16 protein-coding genes are annotated in these 17,756 nt (G+C 51.2%); 9 read left to right on the top strand and 7 right to left on the bottom strand.

The window, feature by feature from the left end:
- Window positions 1-17: 17 nt before the first annotated feature.
- Window positions 18-1,406 carry a hypothetical protein gene (locus tag ACFVU8_RS19925; RefSeq protein ID WP_387429601.1) on the top strand — a complete coding sequence of 463 codons (1,389 nt, stop codon included), beginning with the start codon at window positions 18-20 and terminating at the stop codon, window positions 1,404-1,406.
- 789 nt (window positions 1,407-2,195) lie between these two features.
- Here ACFVU8_RS19925 and ACFVU8_RS19920 read toward each other — a convergent pair.
- On the bottom strand, window positions 2,196-3,116 hold the full coding sequence (locus tag ACFVU8_RS19920) for an aldo/keto reductase (RefSeq protein WP_387429598.1): 921 nt from the start codon (window positions 3,114-3,116) through the stop codon (window positions 2,196-2,198).
- A 239-nt stretch (window positions 3,117-3,355) separates the two neighbouring features.
- Between ACFVU8_RS19920 and ACFVU8_RS19915 the strand changes: the two genes are divergently transcribed.
- Complete coding sequence (locus ACFVU8_RS19915) at window positions 3,356-3,760, top strand: MerR family transcriptional regulator (RefSeq protein ID WP_175370472.1); 405 nt, start codon at window positions 3,356-3,358, stop codon at window positions 3,758-3,760.
- Between the two features lie 50 nt (window positions 3,761-3,810).
- Here ACFVU8_RS19915 and ACFVU8_RS19910 read toward each other — a convergent pair whose 3' ends face one another.
- Window positions 3,811-5,193: a sensor histidine kinase gene (locus ACFVU8_RS19910; RefSeq protein ID WP_387429596.1), complete on the bottom strand. Its 1,383-nt coding sequence runs from the start codon at window positions 5,191-5,193 to the stop codon at window positions 3,811-3,813.
- A gap of 4 nt (window positions 5,194-5,197) precedes the next feature.
- Window positions 5,198-5,908: a response regulator transcription factor gene (locus ACFVU8_RS19905; protein WP_387429593.1), complete on the bottom strand. Its 711-nt coding sequence runs from the start codon at window positions 5,906-5,908 to the stop codon at window positions 5,198-5,200.
- 169 nt (window positions 5,909-6,077) lie between these two features.
- Here ACFVU8_RS19905 and ACFVU8_RS19900 point away from each other — a divergent pair, with 169 nt between their 5' ends.
- The 5 genes from ACFVU8_RS19900 (at window position 6,078) to ACFVU8_RS19880 (ending at window position 12,688) form a co-directional block, all read left to right on the top strand.
- Entirely contained in the window at window positions 6,078-6,989 is a 912-nt protein-coding gene (locus ACFVU8_RS19900; RefSeq protein WP_387429590.1) for an ABC transporter ATP-binding protein, read from the top strand.
- Window positions 6,986-7,744, top strand: coding sequence for an ABC transporter permease (locus ACFVU8_RS19895; protein ID WP_387429588.1), 759 nt, complete (start codon window positions 6,986-6,988; stop codon window positions 7,742-7,744). The genes ACFVU8_RS19900 and ACFVU8_RS19895 overlap by 4 nt, the downstream gene beginning before the upstream one ends.
- 15 nt (window positions 7,745-7,759) lie before the next feature.
- A complete protein-coding gene (locus tag ACFVU8_RS19890; protein ID WP_387429587.1) occupies window positions 7,760-8,491 on the top strand; it encodes an ABC transporter permease in 732 nt (243 codons plus the stop codon).
- Between the two features lie 183 nt (window positions 8,492-8,674).
- On the top strand, window positions 8,675-12,154 hold the full coding sequence (locus ACFVU8_RS19885) for a PAS domain S-box protein (RefSeq protein WP_387429584.1): 3,480 nt from the start codon (window positions 8,675-8,677) through the stop codon (window positions 12,152-12,154).
- 138 nt (window positions 12,155-12,292) lie between these two features.
- Complete coding sequence (locus ACFVU8_RS19880) at window positions 12,293-12,688, top strand: NusG domain II-containing protein (protein ID WP_387430122.1); 396 nt, start codon at window positions 12,293-12,295, stop codon at window positions 12,686-12,688.
- Here the strand turns inward: ACFVU8_RS19880 and ACFVU8_RS19875 are convergent.
- The 3 genes from ACFVU8_RS19875 to ACFVU8_RS19865 are packed head-to-tail and all read right to left on the bottom strand — an operon-like array spanning window position 12,681 to window position 15,587.
- Window positions 12,681-13,556 (bottom strand): TIGR03943 family putative permease subunit, encoded by an 876-nt coding sequence (locus tag ACFVU8_RS19875; RefSeq protein WP_387429582.1) that lies wholly within the window; start codon window positions 13,554-13,556, stop codon window positions 12,681-12,683. The two genes, ACFVU8_RS19880 and ACFVU8_RS19875, sit on opposite strands and share 8 nt — an antisense overlap.
- 16 nt (window positions 13,557-13,572) lie before the next feature.
- A complete protein-coding gene (locus ACFVU8_RS19870) occupies window positions 13,573-14,562 on the bottom strand; it encodes a permease (RefSeq protein WP_379468652.1) in 990 nt (329 codons plus the stop codon).
- On the bottom strand, window positions 14,559-15,587 hold the full coding sequence (locus ACFVU8_RS19865; protein ID WP_387429580.1) for a CobW family GTP-binding protein: 1,029 nt from the start codon (window positions 15,585-15,587) through the stop codon (window positions 14,559-14,561). Before ACFVU8_RS19865 ends, ACFVU8_RS19870 begins: the two co-directional genes overlap by 4 nt.
- Before the next feature lie 194 nt (window positions 15,588-15,781).
- Here ACFVU8_RS19865 and rpmG point away from each other — a divergent pair, with 194 nt between their 5' ends.
- Together rpmG and ACFVU8_RS19855 are read left to right on the top strand one after the other, a co-directional pair.
- Window positions 15,782-15,931, top strand: a complete 150-nt coding sequence (gene rpmG / locus ACFVU8_RS19860; protein ID WP_175370466.1) for a 50S ribosomal protein L33 — start codon at window positions 15,782-15,784, stop codon at window positions 15,929-15,931.
- Between the two features lie 50 nt (window positions 15,932-15,981).
- Window positions 15,982-17,190: a GTP-binding protein gene (locus ACFVU8_RS19855; protein WP_387429578.1), complete on the top strand. Its 1,209-nt coding sequence runs from the start codon at window positions 15,982-15,984 to the stop codon at window positions 17,188-17,190.
- A gap of 100 nt (window positions 17,191-17,290) precedes the next feature.
- Here ACFVU8_RS19855 and ACFVU8_RS19850 read toward each other — a convergent pair whose 3' ends face one another.
- Window positions 17,291-17,569, bottom strand: coding sequence for a hypothetical protein (locus tag ACFVU8_RS19850; RefSeq protein WP_387429576.1), 279 nt, complete (start codon window positions 17,567-17,569; stop codon window positions 17,291-17,293).
- Window positions 17,570-17,756 lie beyond the last annotated feature (187 nt).

Raw genomic sequence — 17,756 nt, 5'->3', positions numbered from 1 at the left:
ACAGGAGTGACCTTAGCATGACCAATGAGAGAGAGATTAAAGCCAAAGCTGGTGCAGTAACTTTTCAATCCTCCGATAAAGATCTTAATGAAGGTTTTGTCTGGGCCAAACGCCAGGCACTTGAATACGCTCATTTCGGTGAAGATGCCGTCGGGCTGTGGTACGAAGCTGCATTGCCTGAACGTGAGGCATTTTGTATCCGTGATGTAATGCATCATAGCACTGGAGCTGCGGTACTGGGGCTTCGATATCATACCAAAAATATGATCATGCGTTTTGCCGAGAACATTGCCGAATCACGGGATTGGTGTACGTATTGGGAGATTACCAAGGACAACGTGCCTGCCCCGGTGGACTACGAGAATGATGAGGATTTCTGGTACAATCTTCCGGCAAACTTCGATATTATTCATACCAGCTGGCGTCAATATGAGTGGACAGGCGATGACTACTATTTGAATGACAGTCAGCTGCAGAAATTTTTCGAACTAACATTAAATGAATATACAAAGACTTGGGACAAAGACGGCGACGGGATTTTGGAGTATTACCCTGAGTACGGTCGTAGAGGTCTGGCTACCTTTAACGAGGCTGGACTTCACCCGCTGCTTGGCGGGGACATGATCGGATCACAGGTTGCGGGATACCGATCGTTCGCTCAGTTAGCCCGTCTCAGAGGTCTAGCTGAAGTTGCCCAGCAGTATGATAACAAGGCAGATGAACTGGAACAGCGTTATGAGAAGGACTGGTGGAACGAAGGGAAAGACCGTTTCTATGGTGCGATGCTACAGGACCGGTCATTCGTAAAGGTCTATCATGCTGAGGGTAATTTCCTCCCGCTCTATTATGGTTCCATCGGGAATCGTGAGAAGCTGAATAAAGCGCTGGAGGATGTCAAAATCAATCGTGTGGCCAATGTCGAAGGTAAAACCTACCTGCCGGATATTTTCTACCGGTACGGAGAGAACGAAGAAGCCTTCAAGGAATTGAAGGAATTGGTGGACCCGTCCCTGGACCGCCGGGATTACCCGGAAGTGTCTTATTGTGTGGTTGGTTCCGTAGCTGCCGGACTGATGGGTATTGCCGGTGACGGAGCATCCGTAATCAGCACCCTGCCTAGACTGGCGCAATCACTGGAATGGGCGGAGCTGGGAGAAGTCCCAATCCTCGACCGCACCATCACAGTAAAACATAAGGGCAACACCGAGAGTGCGGTGACGCTGCAAGCTGGGGAGTCTTTTGTCTGGAAGGCGGCTTTCCCTGGTCATGTGGATACACTCTACTATAACGGTAAAGGCATAGCTGCAAAACAGGAAACCACAGTAGGCGGAGAACAGGTTAGCTATATTACCGTAGAGATCGCTGAAGGCGAAACACATGCGGTGTCCGCTAAGCCACAAGGTTAATCTTTAAACTGTAATCCACAGGCGTTGGTTAAAGCTGATTGGATTCAAAACACGGATAGCTGGTCAGATGCACTTTGTACAGGGCTGGCCCGGGTTAGCGAGAACGTAGCTCAAGGCTGTCGCAGACTGGCGAGAACATAACTTAAGGCTGGCTCTCTGAGCCAGCCTTTCTACATGAGCGGGTGAAGAGGGGGAATGGGATCGGGAGGCTTCGAAATAAGAGCAATTTGGTACCTTAATTTTCATGAGAAACTATGAATTTGGCAATTAAGTGCAATTTTGTACCTTAAATATTCCAGAATACCCCATTCAGCGTACTTTTTCGAAAAATAAGATACAATAATGCCCTTATTCCCCTCATTTTCCTATATTGAAGAGAAATAAGGTACAAAAATGCTCTTGGTTGGGGAGGGTGCCCTCTTTTTCACTGCTAAGACGACTGGTGAATGGGACTATACCGTTTCTAGTGGTTGAAATCTGTCGACAGACAGCCTATGATGACACGGTGCTAATTCTCCTATGGAAAAAGAGCTTTGCGCTTGGGATAACCGTATAGCACTGAGAAAAAAAGCCTCAAATCCACATTCATGTGGCATTTGAGGCTTTTATTTGGTAGGCGGACGCGGACACATGTGGATGTTACGGATCCAAGCTAGCCCGGAGGCCAGGATGTCCCCATTCAGTGGCTGACACGCAGTCGTAAACACGCAGTCGTGAACACGCAGTCGTAAACATGCAGTCGTAAACATACCGTCGGCAAAATGTGCAGCAGAGGCGCTGCCCAATTTTTTATGGCAACACGTTACCAGCAGCGCGGTAGATCTCGTACCATTCTTCTTTGGACAGAGTGATGTCTGTAGCTTTGGCGATATCGCGCAGACGCTGAGTGTTGGTCGTGCCAACAATCGGCTGCATTTTAGCCGGATGTCTCAGCAGCCAGGCGATAGCAATAGCTGTATCGGCCACGCCTTTTTCGTCAGCCAGACGGTTAACGACCTGATTCAGCTCAGGATACTTGTCGCTTCCCAGGAATACGCCTTCGAAGAAGCCGTATTGGAACGGCGACCATGGCTGAATGGTCATGTCATGCAGACGGCTGTATTCCAGGATGCTACCGTCATGGTCGATAGAAGCTGGATTCGCCATATTGACATTGAAGCCTGTGTCGATCATACCTGTATTGGTAATACTCAGTTGCAGTTGGTTGAACAGCAGCTTTTGCTTAACATTTTTCTTGAGTAATTCAATTTGCAGCGGCTTCTGGTTGCTGACACCGAAGTGTTTGACCAGGCCTTTTTGCTCCAGAATATCGAAAGCTTCAGCTACTTCTTCCGGTTCGAAAAGGGTGTCCGGACGATGCAGCAGCAGAACATCCAAATAATCGGTTTTCAGGCGCTTCAAGCTGCCTTCTACGGAACTCAGGATATGCTCCTTGGAAAAGTCGAACAAACCTTTACGGATACCGCATTTGCTCTGGATCAGGACTTTGTCACGCAAGCCAGGGTTATTGACGAGCACATCTCCGAATACTTCCTCAGCTTTGCCGCCGGCATAAATATCGGCATGGTCAAAGAAATCAATACCCAATTCCAGTGAGGTAAGGATGTGCGCCTCCGCTTCCTTCGGGGACAAATCCGCAATCCGCATACAGCCCAGGGAAATCTGGGAGACTTCAAGTGTACCGTTGCCTACATTAATTTTCGCTGCCATTTCAACATTCACTCCTTCATTTGATAGCTTCATGATAAATTGTAAACCTTAGAGGTTACTAGAAGGCAATAGTTTTATGTTATATTATTGTCATTGGGTCATCGGTACAACCCTTCGAACTTGTAGCGACCTAATTTAGCGTTAACCACTAGTATTGTGTTTGAAACCTATATAGTAGTAGAGTTTTTTCTTTTGATGATTAAGCGGTGCCGGAGCAAGCGGCAGAATGGAGTCAACCCATGGGATACAGTATCAAAACCATCTCGCAAAAAAGCGGATTAAGTCCATATACCCTGCGTTACTATGAGAAAGAAGGCGTATTGCCTCTGGTCGCCAGAGACGAGAATGGCAATCGCTGCTTTCACGACGAAGATATTGACTTGATCTCTCTGATTTGTTGTTTGAAGGATACAGGAATGCCGATTGCGGAAATTAAGCAGTTTGTTGCCTTGTCCAAAGAAGGCGGCGGGACTCTGCCGGAACGGCGGAAGCTGCTGATGGAGCACAAGCAGGAGATTGACCGCAAAATCGAGTTTTTCCAACAGTTTTCCAAAAAGATCGATCACAAGATTGCCTACTTCTCTTCCTTGGAAAACGAAACGTCCTCCCAGCCCCAGCAGCAGGCAGAGGAAGAAGCGAATTGAACAAACAGCTCTCGAGGAGAGTATTTCTCGGGAGCTGTTTTTTTTACACTCTATTTGTGACGGGGCAGTTCAAGTTCGGCTGTCAGCCCGCTATCTGATCCACTGCTCAGGATCAATCTGCCGTGATGGGCTTTGGCAATTCGGGCTACCATGGGCAGCCCCAGGCCGTGGCCATCCTGGAGGGGGCGTTGTCTTTTGGCCGAGTAGGGCAGCTCTAATAAGTCTGGTATCATATCTGGCGGAATGCCTCCTCCATCGTCTGCCACAATGAGGCGGCCGATATTCTTATCCGTGCCTGTTAAGGTCTGGAGAACAATGCGGCAGCCGCCGGGGTTATGGTTAATGCAGTTCTGGATCAGGTTGGCAATTGCGCGCAGAAGCAATTTCTCATCGCCCTGTACCTGAACGCCTTCATCGGCGATATCGACCTCCAGCACGAACTGCTCCGCCAGACCGTTGTTCAGGTACTCGGAGGCCGCATTCCGTGCCAGCGCTGATAAGCGCAGCAACTTTATTTGCAACGGCTGCATTTCATACTCCAGCATGGAAACTAAGTTCAGATCGCTGATCAGTGTGCGCAGCTTCTCACCTTGCCGGGTAATCATTCCTGCCTGATGCCTGGATTCCTCCGGAAGTTCAGCGTTCTCTTCAAGCACGCTTGCATAGCCCAGCACCAGCGATAGCGGGGTACGTATATCATGGGAAATACCGGCAATCCAATTGGATCGTGCCTCGTCCCTGGAGATCAGCGCGGAACGCTTCTGCTTCAATAATTCGGATACACCATTAATCCGCTTGGCCAGTTCCCTCAATACGCCAACAGGCTCCACATGTACTTCTGTATCATCCGCAAGGGCCTGAATTCCGCGGGTTAGTGGACGAATAGAGCGGATCAGTCTTGAACCGATGAATAGTGACAGCAACAGGACCAGAACGATGTTGGCAATGAGAAGGAGTGCGGTTCTCGTCGGCAACTCTTCTACCCACCCCACAGGATAGATATTCTGGTATTTCGCCAAGCTGTGCTTCGGATATCCCGCCACCACCAGCCCTTCACCAACCTCCCAGACAAAGACAGGGTAGTCCATCAGGAAGCTTCGTGAGAACTTGGCTACATCCGTGATGGAATAGCTTGCGGGGAGTTCTTCTGGAAGCTTGTGACTCCAGACCAACTGGCCGCTCTGATCGAGCAGCATAGCCCATGCGCGGTGTTGATCCAGCAGTTGGGCCGCTTCAGGGGCCAGGGAGTAAGCTTGCCCGGAGACCTTGAGATTTTCCGCCACTTGCCGGACTACGGTGTTCGGCGAATTCCCCTCATTCATTCCTTTAAAGATCCATAGCCCAAGCAGAAGCAGATTAAGCACGAGCAGCAGGATGGAGATCAGCATGGTGGTACTGATAAAACGCTTCAAGATGGTGATAGTGCCATCCATGAGGTTATTCCCCCTTGATCATCAGCTTGTATCCCAGGCCTCTGACAGTCAACAGGGAAGTGGGCGCGGATGGGTCTGCTTCAATCTTCTCGCGAATTCTGCGGATATGGACCATCAACGTATTCTCGTAGCCGTAGTAGTCATCCCCCCAAGCGGCCTGGCACAGCATGTCACTGGTGACGATGCGACCCTGCTGGGCGTGCAGTTTGGTTAGCAGGGCATGTTCCTTCGCAGTCAGAGCCTGCTCTCCGCTGGCGCTTTTAACCATGCCGCTTTCCAGATCAATAATCCGGTTCCCCAGCGTAAAGACAGGTCGCGGTTCTTCCTTGGGCGGCGCATAGACCCGTCGCAGCACGGCAATCAGGCGGAGCAACAATTCCCGGGGCAGAAACGGTTTGACTATGTAATCGTCCGCGCCCAGGCCGAGCCCGAGCAGACGGTCTTCATCTTCACCTTTTGCAGACAGGAAAAGAACGGGCATACTTGAGAATTGGCGCAGTGCCGTCAACAGGGAGAAACCGTCACCATCCGGCAGCATGACATCAAGTATGGCTATATCTGGCTTGACGGTGCGGCATAAGTCCAGAGCTTCGGCGTAATGGGATGCGTGATAGATACGGGTAAAACCATCCTTGCGTAAAAATCCGTCAATCATTTCCCTGATTGCTTGTTCGTCGTCAACGATAAGCAATTTTTTGTTCTTTATATTTTCCATTTATTGATCACCTGTGTTAATTATACAGAATTTCCATCCTGATTTCTGTCCCTATGAGATCCTTGGAAGCAATTTAAGCTTAACGTAAGGTAGCCGTCAGTTTGGGTAAAGGTCTCTCTGCCATACTCTGGTTAGAATTCTTAAATCCACAAAGACAGGAGCCAACCTTATGAGTGAAGTGATTTCCACCAGCAAATTGTCAAAGCGATACGGCAGCACCTACTCCGTGCAGGATATGAATCTAACTGTAAGAGAAGGAGACATCTATGGTTTTCTCGGTCCTAACGGCGCTGGTAAGTCTACTACGTTGAAAATGATCCTCGGACTTGCTAAACCTACAGAAGGTAAGGTAAAGGTGTTCGGGAAGGATTTTGCAGAGGAACGCCGCCAGATTCTAGACCGGACGGGTTCGCTTATTGAATCCCCATCGTATTACGGGCATCTCACCGGGCTTGAGAATATGCGGGTGGTGCAGCGGCTTAGGAGAGTGCCAGACAATAATGTGACGGAGGCTTTGAAGATCGTGAGGCTGGATAAGCATAAGGACAAGAAGGCGGGGCAATATTCCCTTGGCATGAAGCAGCGTCTGGGTATTGCTATGGCTCTGGTGTCCTGGCCGAAGCTGCTTGTTCTGGACGAGCCGACTAATGGTCTTGATCCCGCTGGGATCGGAGAAATCCGCGAGCTGATCAAGTCCCTGCCGGAGCGTTTTGGTATGACGGTGCTGCTGTCCAGTCATTTGCTGGCCGAGATTGAGCAGATTGCCACTTCCGTGGGGATTATCCACCAAGGAAAGCTTCTGTTTCAAGGAAGTATGGAGGAACTGCAGCGAAGAAGTTATCCCATGATTATGATAAAAACCGCTGATAATTCCCGTGCACAGCGTTTTCTCGCTGCAGAAGGCTATTCGCCACAGCTGTTCGAGGACCGGATCGCTTTTGCAGGGCTCGGGGATGAAGAGGCCGCGGCGGTCAACCGGAGGCTGGTGGCGGCGAATATTGACGTGCTGCGGATCGAGGAGCATAAAAAAAACCTGGAGCATATCTTCCTGGAGCTGACAGGAAAGGAGCGGAGCCTGTGATTCAGCTGATTTCCCTTGAATTTTATAAGATTCGGCGTAAACGGCTGTTTTTGATGGCCACGCTGTTTCTTGGCGTTGAGCTCGCTGGAGCTTTTATGGCAGTAAGTATGTCATTGGCCCGTCATCCGGATCAGGAAGAATGGATGCCACTGCTGGCTACACTTTCCTCTATGAATGGCTTGTTTCTGCCGATTCTGTCGGCGGTATGTGTGTCCCGGATCAGTGACATGGAGCATAAAGGAAACACATGGAAGCTACTTTTGTCTGTTTCGGTTAGGAGGGGACAGCTGTACTTAGCCAAATATATTTGTGCCTGCGTCATCCTGCTGGGGGTCTCACTCTTGCAAATCGCTGCTGCTGCGGCTTTCGGGATCGGCAAAGGGTTATGGGAATCATTTCCTTTAGGTCTTATGGTGCAATTTATGGCCGGGACTTTACTGACCAATATGGTCATAATCGCCCTGCAGCAATGGCTGTCTCTGGCTGTGAAGAACCAGTCCTTTGCGCTCTGTCTCGGGATGCTTGGTGGATTCTTCGGCATGACGGGTGATTTTTTTCCTCAGGCCGTGCGCCAATATTTCATATGGTCGAACTACAACGGGTTAAGCCCGGTACGGCAAAGCTATGTTAACAATGCCATACAGTTTACTGCTATTGATTGGGGAGCCCTGCTGCCGCAAGCGTCCATTCTTGTCGTGCTCGGTGTTGTTATCTATATCGCGGGAAGCCGGCACATTTCCAGACAGGACATATAAGAGGAGGGGATTCGTATGCTGAAGCAAACATTGTCTGCGGAGTGGCTGAAATTGCGCCGCTTGCGCATCTGGATTGTGCTGCTAGCTCTGCCTGTGGCCAGTGTTCTGATTGGAAGTGCGAACTATGCCATGAACCAGGGTGTGCTGCAAAAAGAATGGTATAGCCTGTGGACACAAGTGGGCTTGTTCTACAGCGAATTTTTCTTTCCTGTGCTCATTGCTATCTGCTGCGCAGCCCTGTGCAGGCTGGAGCACATGAACAAGAATTGGAACATGATCATGACGGCTCCTGTCTCTGTAGCGAGTATTTATTATGCCAAAATGGCGATTTGTGCCGCGCTGCTGTTACTGGTTCAGTTCTTTTTCTTCCTGCTCTATATAGCTGCAGGGCATTTATTAGGACTTCCGGCGCAGTTCCCTCCCGAAGTCATAGGGTGGATGGTACGCGGCTGGGTTGCCTCGCTCTCCGTAGCCGCCTTGCAATTCAGTCTGTCCTTGGTGATCCGCAGCTTTGCACTGCCGATCGGGATTGGGCTGTGCGCGGCTTTTGCCGGGCTTGGCATGTATGTGGCAAAACTGGGGATGTTCTTTCCCCATTCACTGCTCACCATAGGCATGGGGGTGCTTGGACAGGGCGGTTTGTCCCCGCATCAGCAATTTATCTGGGTGCTCATGAATCTTCTGTATTTTATTATTCTCAGCATTTATTCTATCAGGCGGATGAGTCAAAGAGATGTTATCGCCTGACCGGTTTACCGTCCTCTAAGTGTATTCATGCGCTCCCTTGAAATGTTCAAGGGAGCTTTCGTTTTTTGCATTCAATACATTTAGGCCTCAATTATCAGGCTTATTTACCGAAATAAAGGTATACTGATATTAAAATTTGTCAATTACGTTTGTCGTCCCCATTCTTTAGAGGAGGCTCCACCAGTGCATGACTTTATCTTTAAGCAATTGTATATGCAATCTTCCAGCGGCATCGCGGTAGTCTCTGTGAAAGAGGGGACTCTTTTGCATTCCAATCCTGCGCTTTGCGAAATGCTGGGATACATAGAGGAAGATCTTTTAAATAGACATTATTCCAATTTGGTACATAAAGACGATTGTGAGTTCCCAGAACCGGATCTTCTGGTGAATCGTCTTCTTCAAGAGTCCGGATCGGCAGTTGATCTGGAGGTGCGTTTGTTACGCAGTGATGGTTCGGTCATCTGGGCCTCGCTCCATGTGTTTCTGATTCACGGAGAAGCTGGAGAGGGGCCGTTGTATCTGGTCGCGGAGGCGACGGATATTACGGAGCGCAAACATGCGGAGAAACGCAATCTGGAGAGCCAGCACCTGTACAATCTTATTACCCGAAATACACCGGATATGATTTCTTACGGGGAGCCAGACGGTACGCTATATTATGTGTCACCTTCGGTAGAGAATCTGCTTGGCTATACGCCGCAGGAAATGCTAGGAAACAAGAGAGTTGACTATTATCATCCCCAGGATGTCCGTGAGATGATAGAAGAAGGTAAGCTATATTCGGATAATGAGGTAGCTGTGCGCAGAGCCAGGCATAAGGATGGCCGGTACCTGTGGATCGAAAGTACATTCCAGGCCATGCGCAATGAAGAAGGTGAGGTTGAGAAGGTACTCGCCATCGCCCGTAATATCACAGAGCGTAAGAAATATGAGGATATGCTGGCGACAGCCCAATACCTGGCGGGCATGGGTTCCTGGGAATGGGATATTGTGAACAGCGCCCTGACTGTCTCGAAGGAGCTGCGTTATATTTTCGGCTTCAGGGAGGACTATGGCAATCATTCGCTTTGTGACCACAAGCAGATTATTTCCTGCATCAAGCCAGAGGACTTCATGAAGGTTCTAGGCATGCTCAGGAAGACGGTGAAGGACGGAACTGACGGTGAGGCGATTTTCCAGATCATGACCAATGAAGGGGAAGTCAAATACATTGAATCTCATTGGCAGGTCACACTGGACGAAGGTGGGAAGGCGCTCCAGCTCAGCGGAGTGGTGCAGGATGTAACGGAACGTCGCCGCATGGAGGCGCAGCTGCGGGAGAGTGAACGGAATTATCGCCTGATTTCGGAGAATTCTCTGGACTTTATTACCCGCTATGCTGCGGATGAGCATGTAACCTATTTGTATGCATCTCCGATCTGTCAGGCCATGTTGGGCTATACCCCTGAGGAAATGGTCGGGACTTCCGGTATAGCCTACATTCATCCCGAGGATGCGGACCGGGTACAGATTTATCTGCAAAGCTGCATGAACGGCGAGAAGCTGGAGCCGGTAGTGTTCCGCTTTCGGCGCAAGGACGGGTCATATATCTGGACAGAGACGACCTTCCGTTATATCTACTCCGGCGACGGAGAGGTGTCCGAACTTGTAGGTGTGACCCGAGATATTGCCGAACGGAAGCAGTATGAAATGAAGCTTCTGGAAAGTGAAAACCGCTACAAATCCCTGTTTGAATACAATCCGTCGGCGATCAGTGCCATGGATCTGCAGGGCAGGACTCTTTCTGTGAATTCAAGCTTGCTGCATCTAACCGGGTACTCGCGGGACAATTTGCTGTTGTCCGAATTCACCGAAGTGGTCGATCCGGATGAAATGGACAACGTTCTCCGGCGCTTCGAGTTGGCTTCAGGCGGAGAGGCCCAGACCTTCGAGAGCCGTCTCATTCACCGGGACGGACATGTGGTCGAGGTGAGCGTTATCTATGTGCCGATTATGGTCAGTGGTGAGGTGGCGGGTGTGTTCGCCATCACCAGTGATATTACGGAACGCAAACGCCACTTGGAGCAGATCGAGAAGCTGAGCTACGAACATGCTTTGATTTTGAACTCCGTCTCTGAAGGTATCTTCGGGGTGAATCTGGCTGGTGAGATGATGTTCATTAATCCAGCCGCTGCGGGAATGCTCGGATATGAGCCGGGAGAGTGGTCGGCCAGCAGTCATCTGCTGACTATCCAGCAGACTTGGCTGGACGGTGAGCCGTATTCCGGCAGCCAGAAGACGCTGATTCAGGCTTTGTCGGAGAATGTTACATATGAAGAGCGGGAGGGAGTGTTCTGGCGGCAGGACGGTTCCAGCTTCCTCGTAAAATACCGCCTGACTCCACTGTTTGACAACGGTGAGCGCAAGGGAGCCGTCGTCGTCTTCCGTGATATCACGGAAGAGAAAGAGATTGTACGCGCTAAGGAATCCGCCGAGCAGGCGGATCGGGCTAAATCAGAATTCCTGGCGATTATGAGCCATGAGCTGCGGACCCCGATGAACGGTATTATCGGCATGGCTGACTTGCTCACGGGAACGGAGCTTAACGAGGAGCAAAGCTATTATACGCATATTATCAATAAAAGCGGCGAGGCTCTGCTGCATATTCTGAACGAAGTTCTCGATTTTAGTAAAATTGAAGCCGGGATGATGACACTGGAACCACGACCACTGGAGCTTACTCAGGTTATCCAAAATGTAAGCGAGGTGTTCTACCCCAAAGTGAAGGAGAAGGGGCTGCTCCTGACAAGCGAACTTGATCCAGCCCTGCCGCCAGTGGTTGTCACTGATGAAGCGCGGCTGCGGCAGATTCTCGTTAACCTGGTGGGGAATGCGGTGAAATTCACGGAGGAAGGGGATATCCGCATCTCTGTGAAGCTCCACGAGCGGCTGGATTCCGGACAAGTTGTCCTCAAGTTCTCGGTAGAGGATACGGGGATCGGTATTCCGCTGGGTAGTCAGGGACTTCTCTTCCAGTCCTTCTCCCAGCTGCATCCTTCTATCAACCGGAAGTATGGCGGAACGGGTCTTGGACTTGCGATCAGCAAGAAACTGGCCGAACTGCTGGGTGGCGGAATTGGAGCAGTGAGCCGGGAAGGCGAAGGTTCTGAGTTCTACTTTACCGTACAGGTTACCTTACCGGGAGAAGAATGGCAGCCGGAGCCCGTTAGTAACAGCTCAGCTGGAAAATCCCGGCATGATAAACCCGCAATTTTGGCGGGTGAACTGGCCGGAGGCAAATATGGGCCGTTGTCTATTCTGGTCGCTGAAGATCACCCGGTCAACCGGCAGCTGCTGCTGGCGTACTTGAAAAAGCGGGGGTACGCAGCGGATGTGGCCCTGAACGGTGCTGAGGCAGTGGAAGCGGTGCTGTCCGGCTCCTATGACCTGGTGTTCATGGATATCCAGATGCCTGTGATGGATGGGATTGAGGCTACGGGCCTTATCCGGGAGCGGCTGGGACTTAGCCCGGTGATTGTCGCTGCGACCGCCTTTGCCCGGAAAGAAGACAAGGAAATGTGCATGAGAGCAGGTATGCAGGATTTCATCTCGAAGCCGCTTCACGTTAAGGAGTTGGACCGGGTGCTGCGTGACTGGTCGGCCCGGATTCGCAGTGGCGCTTGAAGTCAAGACTTGAGCAGATCGCGAAGGATGCTTGAGTGTTGACAAATAACCATCCACTAACTATATTTAGTTTGTTCGTAATTATTACGTATTTTAAATTTTAATTAGGTTAGTGAGAGGGTATCTACTTTGCAAAAGATGAAGCGCGGCGATTTCATTATCATTCTGCTGGTGCTGCTCGCAGCCGGCTCTATTTATGGAATCAAATGGTTCAACAGCTTGAATGACCATTACAAACAAGGGGATCTGATGGCCCTGATTACAGTGGATGGCAAGGAGTACAAGACCGTACCCCTGACCAAAGAAGAGCAGATTATCGATATCAAGACCCAATACGGACACAACACGCTCAAGGTGTTCGATTACGGAATCCAGATGACTTATTCAGACGCACCGCTGCGGATTGCGCTGGAAATGGGCTTTATCTCCAGACCTAGGCAGCAGATCATCTGCATACCGGCCCGGATTATGGTTGAGGTCTTTAATCCGAATAAGTCATCGGGTGATGAAGATGAGCTGGATGCTATTATCTAATACTTTTGCCAGAGGATTGTAACTTTGACCACTCCGCTACGGAGTCGGGACTGGTATAGATATAGGGTGTAGCAGGCCGCGGGATGGGTGTGACCGACACCGCAGCGATCTGCACGACATCCTTGCCTTTGTATTTTCCAACATGAAGCTTGCCCCGGACCTCTACCCAGGTGTCTGCGGGCAGGCTTTTTTGCGTTCCGGGATACACCATAATCCCAAACGGTGTGGCATCCGCGGTACAGCATTGTACCAGAAAGCGGCTCAAGGCAAACGGGCCATCAGTAGTTGTGGCATTCTCTCGGTACACAAAACCGGATACGGCAATATCTTTGCCCTCAAAGTCCTGTTTATATCTCTCTATAGCCCCGAAAGTCTCGGAGAAAATATCCGGATAGACCGGAATTACAGGCTGACTGTACAGCAGCTTCGCCAACTGGGCAAACTCGACTTCAAAAGGATCGTTGGTATTAAATTGGACCTCGCGGTCCGGTTCCTTAATGTTATACGTAAGCTCAATCCCCTTCACAGATGCAGCCAGACTTCCCAGTGGCCGATCGGGCAGCAGGAAGCCGAACAGCAGCGGCAGGAGAAACAATCCATACAGGACAGTGCTTCTGATACCCCACCGGGGAAGACGGTGGTCGCAGTCGCATAAGGCAGCACCCTTGCCAAACAGTGCCTGTACCGTCAGGCTGAGCGCCATCAGGGTCAAAGGGATGGGGCAGAGTTTGATCCAGCGTGCCAGCTTAGGTGCCACATAATAATGTAGGGCATCCTGCTGTGTCAAATGACCAATATAGAGGGCAAAGGCCAGCAGAAGTACTGCCCTGAGCAGATAATGGAGCCGAATGCTCCGGGATTCATTCAAGGTCCTTCCCTCCTAACTACAACCATCCTGACATCCATACTGACCCGATGAACACCGTTGAGAAGATCAGGAAGAACAGGAATAAGGCAAATCGCGTTTTGAACAGCGAGAGCAGCATCAGCGCATTTTTAAAATCAAGCATCGGACCCAGCACCATAAAGGCCAGCAAGGAACCCGCCGGGAAAGAATGCAGAAAGGTTGAGGCTACAAAGGCATCCGAGGTGGAGCAGAGGGAGAGCAAGAAGGCTAGTCCCATCATGAAAAAATAAGAGCCCAGTGGTTTTCCGCCGATGGCTGCCAGACTATCCTGCACCATAAAGGTCTGGATACCGGACGTCAACAAACAGCCGATGATCAAATATTTGCCCATTTCAAAAAATTCGTCGGAGGTGTGTACGAATACGGCAGCAGCTTTGCCACCGCGTGCACTTTGATGATGATCCACTCCATTCTCCTGCCGGGCAGACAGACGGAGAGGGGACTTAGTGTTGGTGAAATAAACGATCAGGCCGATGATAAAAGCGACTGCAAAGGCCAGGCCCATGCGGGCATAGGCCAGCTCCGGGTGGGTACGGAAGGCGGTAATTGTGGCCCCGTATACCACGGGGTTCAGAATCGGACCGGAGAGAATGAAGACGATCGCTACATACACAGGCATACCTTTATGAATCAGGCGGCGGACTAGCGGAATCATGCCGCATTCGCAGACCGGGAACAGCACACCCAGCAGACAAGCGAAAAGAATGGCGGGTACAGGGCTGCGCGGAATCCACCGCGAGATCATTTCGTCCGGCACGAACACCCGCAGCAGGGAGGACAGCAGAGCCCCGGCAAGCACAAATGGCAGTGCCTCCAGCAGAATGCCGATGAAGCTTGCTTTGAAGGAATGGAGATACGCGTTATCCAGCAGCTCCAGATGGCCCGGCAGCCACACGATGCCAAGAATAAGCAGGAAGGCTGCGGGCAGGAGCAGCGGGAATATTTTTACCGGTGAAAAAGAGGTCAAGAGCGGAACAAGGCGGACCAGCGTTCAGTCAGCAGCGCTTCGTTCAGATTCAATCCGATGCAGACCACATAGGGCAGACCGGGATAGCTGGAGGCTTCCCAAGTTGTCCGCATGCCAGCATATTGGACAAGCTGGACCGGCTCATCGTCCGATAGGATCACATGGCCTTTAGCGCGCAACAGACTGTCGCCGCATTCTCGGAAGAAGGTTTCGAACTGTCTTCTAGTGAGCTGTGTTGGCGCTCCCTGTGGAAAAGTCAGCGTCAATGCAGCGACCTGGGAATAGGAAGTTTCCTGTGCGGTGTCATGTTCCTTCAATGCCGTTCCGCCGGAGTCCGGCAGGACCCTGGTCATTGCAGCGCTTTTGAAGGTCCGGGGTGCGCGCTGTGGCGCCGGAATGTGAAGTTCCCGGGGAGTGATGCCGGCCAGCAGGGGTACCAGATTGATTTTACTATAATGGGTGTACACGATTTCTGCCTCAATGTTCTGCTTACGCACCGCTTTCTCTATCTTCCATAACGTCTCTTGCTCTACGAGATCGCTCTTGTTCACGATGATGAGGTCCGCCGAACGGATCTGTTGGCGCAGTGTTCGTACAAGGTGTCGGTCAGCCGATAATCGACTGTTATATTCCAGCGTATTCTCTGCATCCAGTACTGTAGCGGTAAAATGCAACGTAAGCCGGTCCCGCAGAGGCGTTTCCAGCAGTGCATGGGCGATTTCTTCCGGATTCGCTACGCCGGTCAGTTCTATGAATATGGCATCCGGACGCCTTGCCAGCAGCACTTGAAGACATTCCCCGAGCTCCTCCTTGCGGCTGCAGCATATACATCCGTCCAGTAGCTTTTCTACAGTCATTCCGGTATGCTCCTGCAAAATATAGCCATCCACATCCCGTTGCCCCAGCTCATTCATCACAATGCCCGGATTCAGGCCTCTCTGCTTGCTCTCTTGCAGCAGGGACAATAACAGCGTGGTCTTACCGCTTCCCAGAAAACCGCTGAGTATGATTACAGGTATCTTCATTTTCCTCACTCCTGCCTCATTCTTTGTAACAAGAATCATAGATTCATATTTCCATCTCTATGTCATAGGTCTACTGGAAAGACCATAAATAACAGCCTTTCGAAATTTTACGCCCTAGTTGTTGACATCTGGTGAATAAAGCGTGTATGATTTGTTAATCGTAATTATTACGAATAAAGAAAGGGATGAATGAAATGAGAGTTACCGTAACTTTGGCATGTACAGAAACCGGCGATCGCAATTACACCACAACCAAGAATAAGAAGAATCACCCGGAGCGGCTTGAGATGAAAAAGTACAGCCCTCGTTTGAAAAAAGTGACGCTGCACCGCGAGACTCGTTAAGACGGTTCATAGTACAACCTGAAATTTGAACACCGAAAGGGGAAACACCAATGACAAAAATTCCTGTAACTGTACTCAGCGGCTATCTGGGTTCAGGCAAAACTACACTGCTGAATCATATTCTGAACAACCGTGAAGGCTTGAAGGTCGCTGTTATCGTCAATGATATGAGCGAAGTCAATGTCGATGCCAATCTGGTGAAATCGGGCGGGGCGTTGTCCCGCACGGAGGAAAAGCTGGTGGAAATGTCCAACGGCTGCATCTGCTGCACCTTGCGTGACGATCTGTTGCGTGAAGTGGAGAAGCTGGCATTGGAAGGCCGTTTTGATTATATTCTGATCGAATCCTCCGGCATCAGCGAGCCTGTGCCTGTAGCTCAGACCTTTACGTACGAAGATCCCGATCTGGATATTGATCTGACCACACTGGCCCGCCTGGATACGATGGTTACCGTGGTGGATGCGAACCGCTTCTGGCATGATTTTGCTTCCGGAGACAGCCTGCTGGATCGTGGGGAAACCGCTGGTGAAGGGGATGTCCGCGATATCGTGGATCTGCTGATCGACCAGATTGAGACCTGTGATGTGCTGCTGCTGAACAAATGCGATCTGGTGGAGGAAAAAGAACTGAACAAGCTGGAAGCGGTACTTCGCAAGCTTCAGCCTACAGCCAAGATCATCCGCACCGTTAACGGTGTTGTTGATCCCAAGGAAATTCTTAACACGGGCCTGTTTGATTTTGAGAAAACAAGTCTGTCCTCCGGCTGGATTGCCGAGCTGAATAAGGAGGAGCATACGCCGGAGACCGAGGAATATGGCATCAGCTCCTTTGTGTACCGGCGCAGAACACCGTTCCATCCGCAGCGGCTGAGTTTCTTCTTCAGCAATTGGCCGGATGAAATCGTACGGGCCAAGGGCTTCGTGTGGCTGGCGGCGAAAGGCGATATTGCTGGCAGCCTGAGCCAGGCTGGCCCGTCGATTCAATTCGGGCCGGCAGGGTACTGGCTGGCATCGATGGCGAAGGAACAGCAACTGGAGGTATTGGAGAGCGAGCCTGAGATTAAGGCTAAGTGGGACGAAGAGTGGGGCGACCGGATCAACGAGATCGTGTTCATCGGCGTTAGTGCAGACCGCTCGGAGATCGAAGCCCGGCTGGATCGCTGCCTTCTGACTGCTGAAGAAATGAAGCAGGACTGGGCAACGTTCAATAATCCGTTGCCATGGCCAGCGGAGCAATTGCTCGCAGCGGCTGCGGAATAGCAGGAGCTAAGCTGCAGGCTCCTTATTGCTATTTATGAAACCGGAATCTAAATGGGGATTCCGGTTTTTTTGCTCAATGCCTGATCTATATTAAGTGAAATTAAGATTCAAACAGAAGTGCAGGCGTTATTCTGCTGAAGTAGAGGCTTGAGCTTAAGGTCGCAAATATTCCAAACCTCAGTAACCCGAGGGACCCCACGAACCCCACGAACCCCACGAACCCGACGACCCCCACGACCCCCGCGACCCCCGCGAACCCCACGACCCCCACGACCCCCACGACCCCCACGACCCCCGCGACCCCCGCGACCCCCGCGAACCCCACGAACCCCACGAACCCGACGAACCCGACGAACCCCACGACCCCCACGACCCCCACGACCCCCGCGACCCCCGCGACCCCCACACCCCCACGACCCCCGCGACCCCCGCGAACCCCACGAGCCCCACGAGCCCTGCGAACCCCGTAACCCCGTAACCCCGTAACCCCGTAACCCCGTAACCCCGTAACCCCGTAACCCCGTAACCCCGTAACCCCGTAACCCCGTAACCCCGTAACCCCGTAC

The organism is Paenibacillus sp. NPDC058177, from assembly GCF_042883835.1.
In the GTDB taxonomy this organism is placed as follows: domain Bacteria; phylum Bacillota; class Bacilli; order Paenibacillales; family Paenibacillaceae; genus Paenibacillus_AQ; species Paenibacillus_AQ agri.
The sequence above is the reverse complement of the archived record's forward strand: the minus strand, read 5'-3'. Positions and strand labels throughout refer to the sequence as shown.

What these genes read in the sequence shown, in the direction of transcription:
- ACFVU8_RS19925 (WP_387429601.1), top strand. Translation starts at nt 18, where the DNA reads ATGACCAATGAGAGAGAGATTAAAGCCAAAGCTGGTGCAGTAACTTTT.
- ACFVU8_RS19920 (WP_387429598.1), bottom strand. Translation starts at nt 3,116, where the DNA reads ATGGCAGCGAAAATTAATGTAGGCAACGGTACACTTGAAGTCTCCCAG.
- ACFVU8_RS19915 (WP_175370472.1), top strand. Translation starts at nt 3,356, where the DNA reads ATGGGATACAGTATCAAAACCATCTCGCAAAAAAGCGGATTAAGTCCA.
- ACFVU8_RS19910 (WP_387429596.1), bottom strand. Translation starts at nt 5,193, where the DNA reads ATGGATGGCACTATCACCATCTTGAAGCGTTTTATCAGTACCACCATG.
- ACFVU8_RS19905 (WP_387429593.1), bottom strand. Translation starts at nt 5,908, where the DNA reads ATGGAAAATATAAAGAACAAAAAATTGCTTATCGTTGACGACGAACAA.
- ACFVU8_RS19900 (WP_387429590.1), top strand. Translation starts at nt 6,078, where the DNA reads ATGAGTGAAGTGATTTCCACCAGCAAATTGTCAAAGCGATACGGCAGC.
- ACFVU8_RS19890 (WP_387429587.1), top strand. Translation starts at nt 7,760, where the DNA reads ATGCTGAAGCAAACATTGTCTGCGGAGTGGCTGAAATTGCGCCGCTTG.
- ACFVU8_RS19880 (WP_387430122.1), top strand. Translation starts at nt 12,293, where the DNA reads ATGAAGCGCGGCGATTTCATTATCATTCTGCTGGTGCTGCTCGCAGCC.
- ACFVU8_RS19865 (WP_387429580.1), bottom strand. Translation starts at nt 15,587, where the DNA reads ATGAAGATACCTGTAATCATACTCAGCGGTTTTCTGGGAAGCGGTAAG.
- rpmG (WP_175370466.1), top strand. Translation starts at nt 15,782, where the DNA reads ATGAGAGTTACCGTAACTTTGGCATGTACAGAAACCGGCGATCGCAAT.
- ACFVU8_RS19855 (WP_387429578.1), top strand. Translation starts at nt 15,982, where the DNA reads ATGACAAAAATTCCTGTAACTGTACTCAGCGGCTATCTGGGTTCAGGC.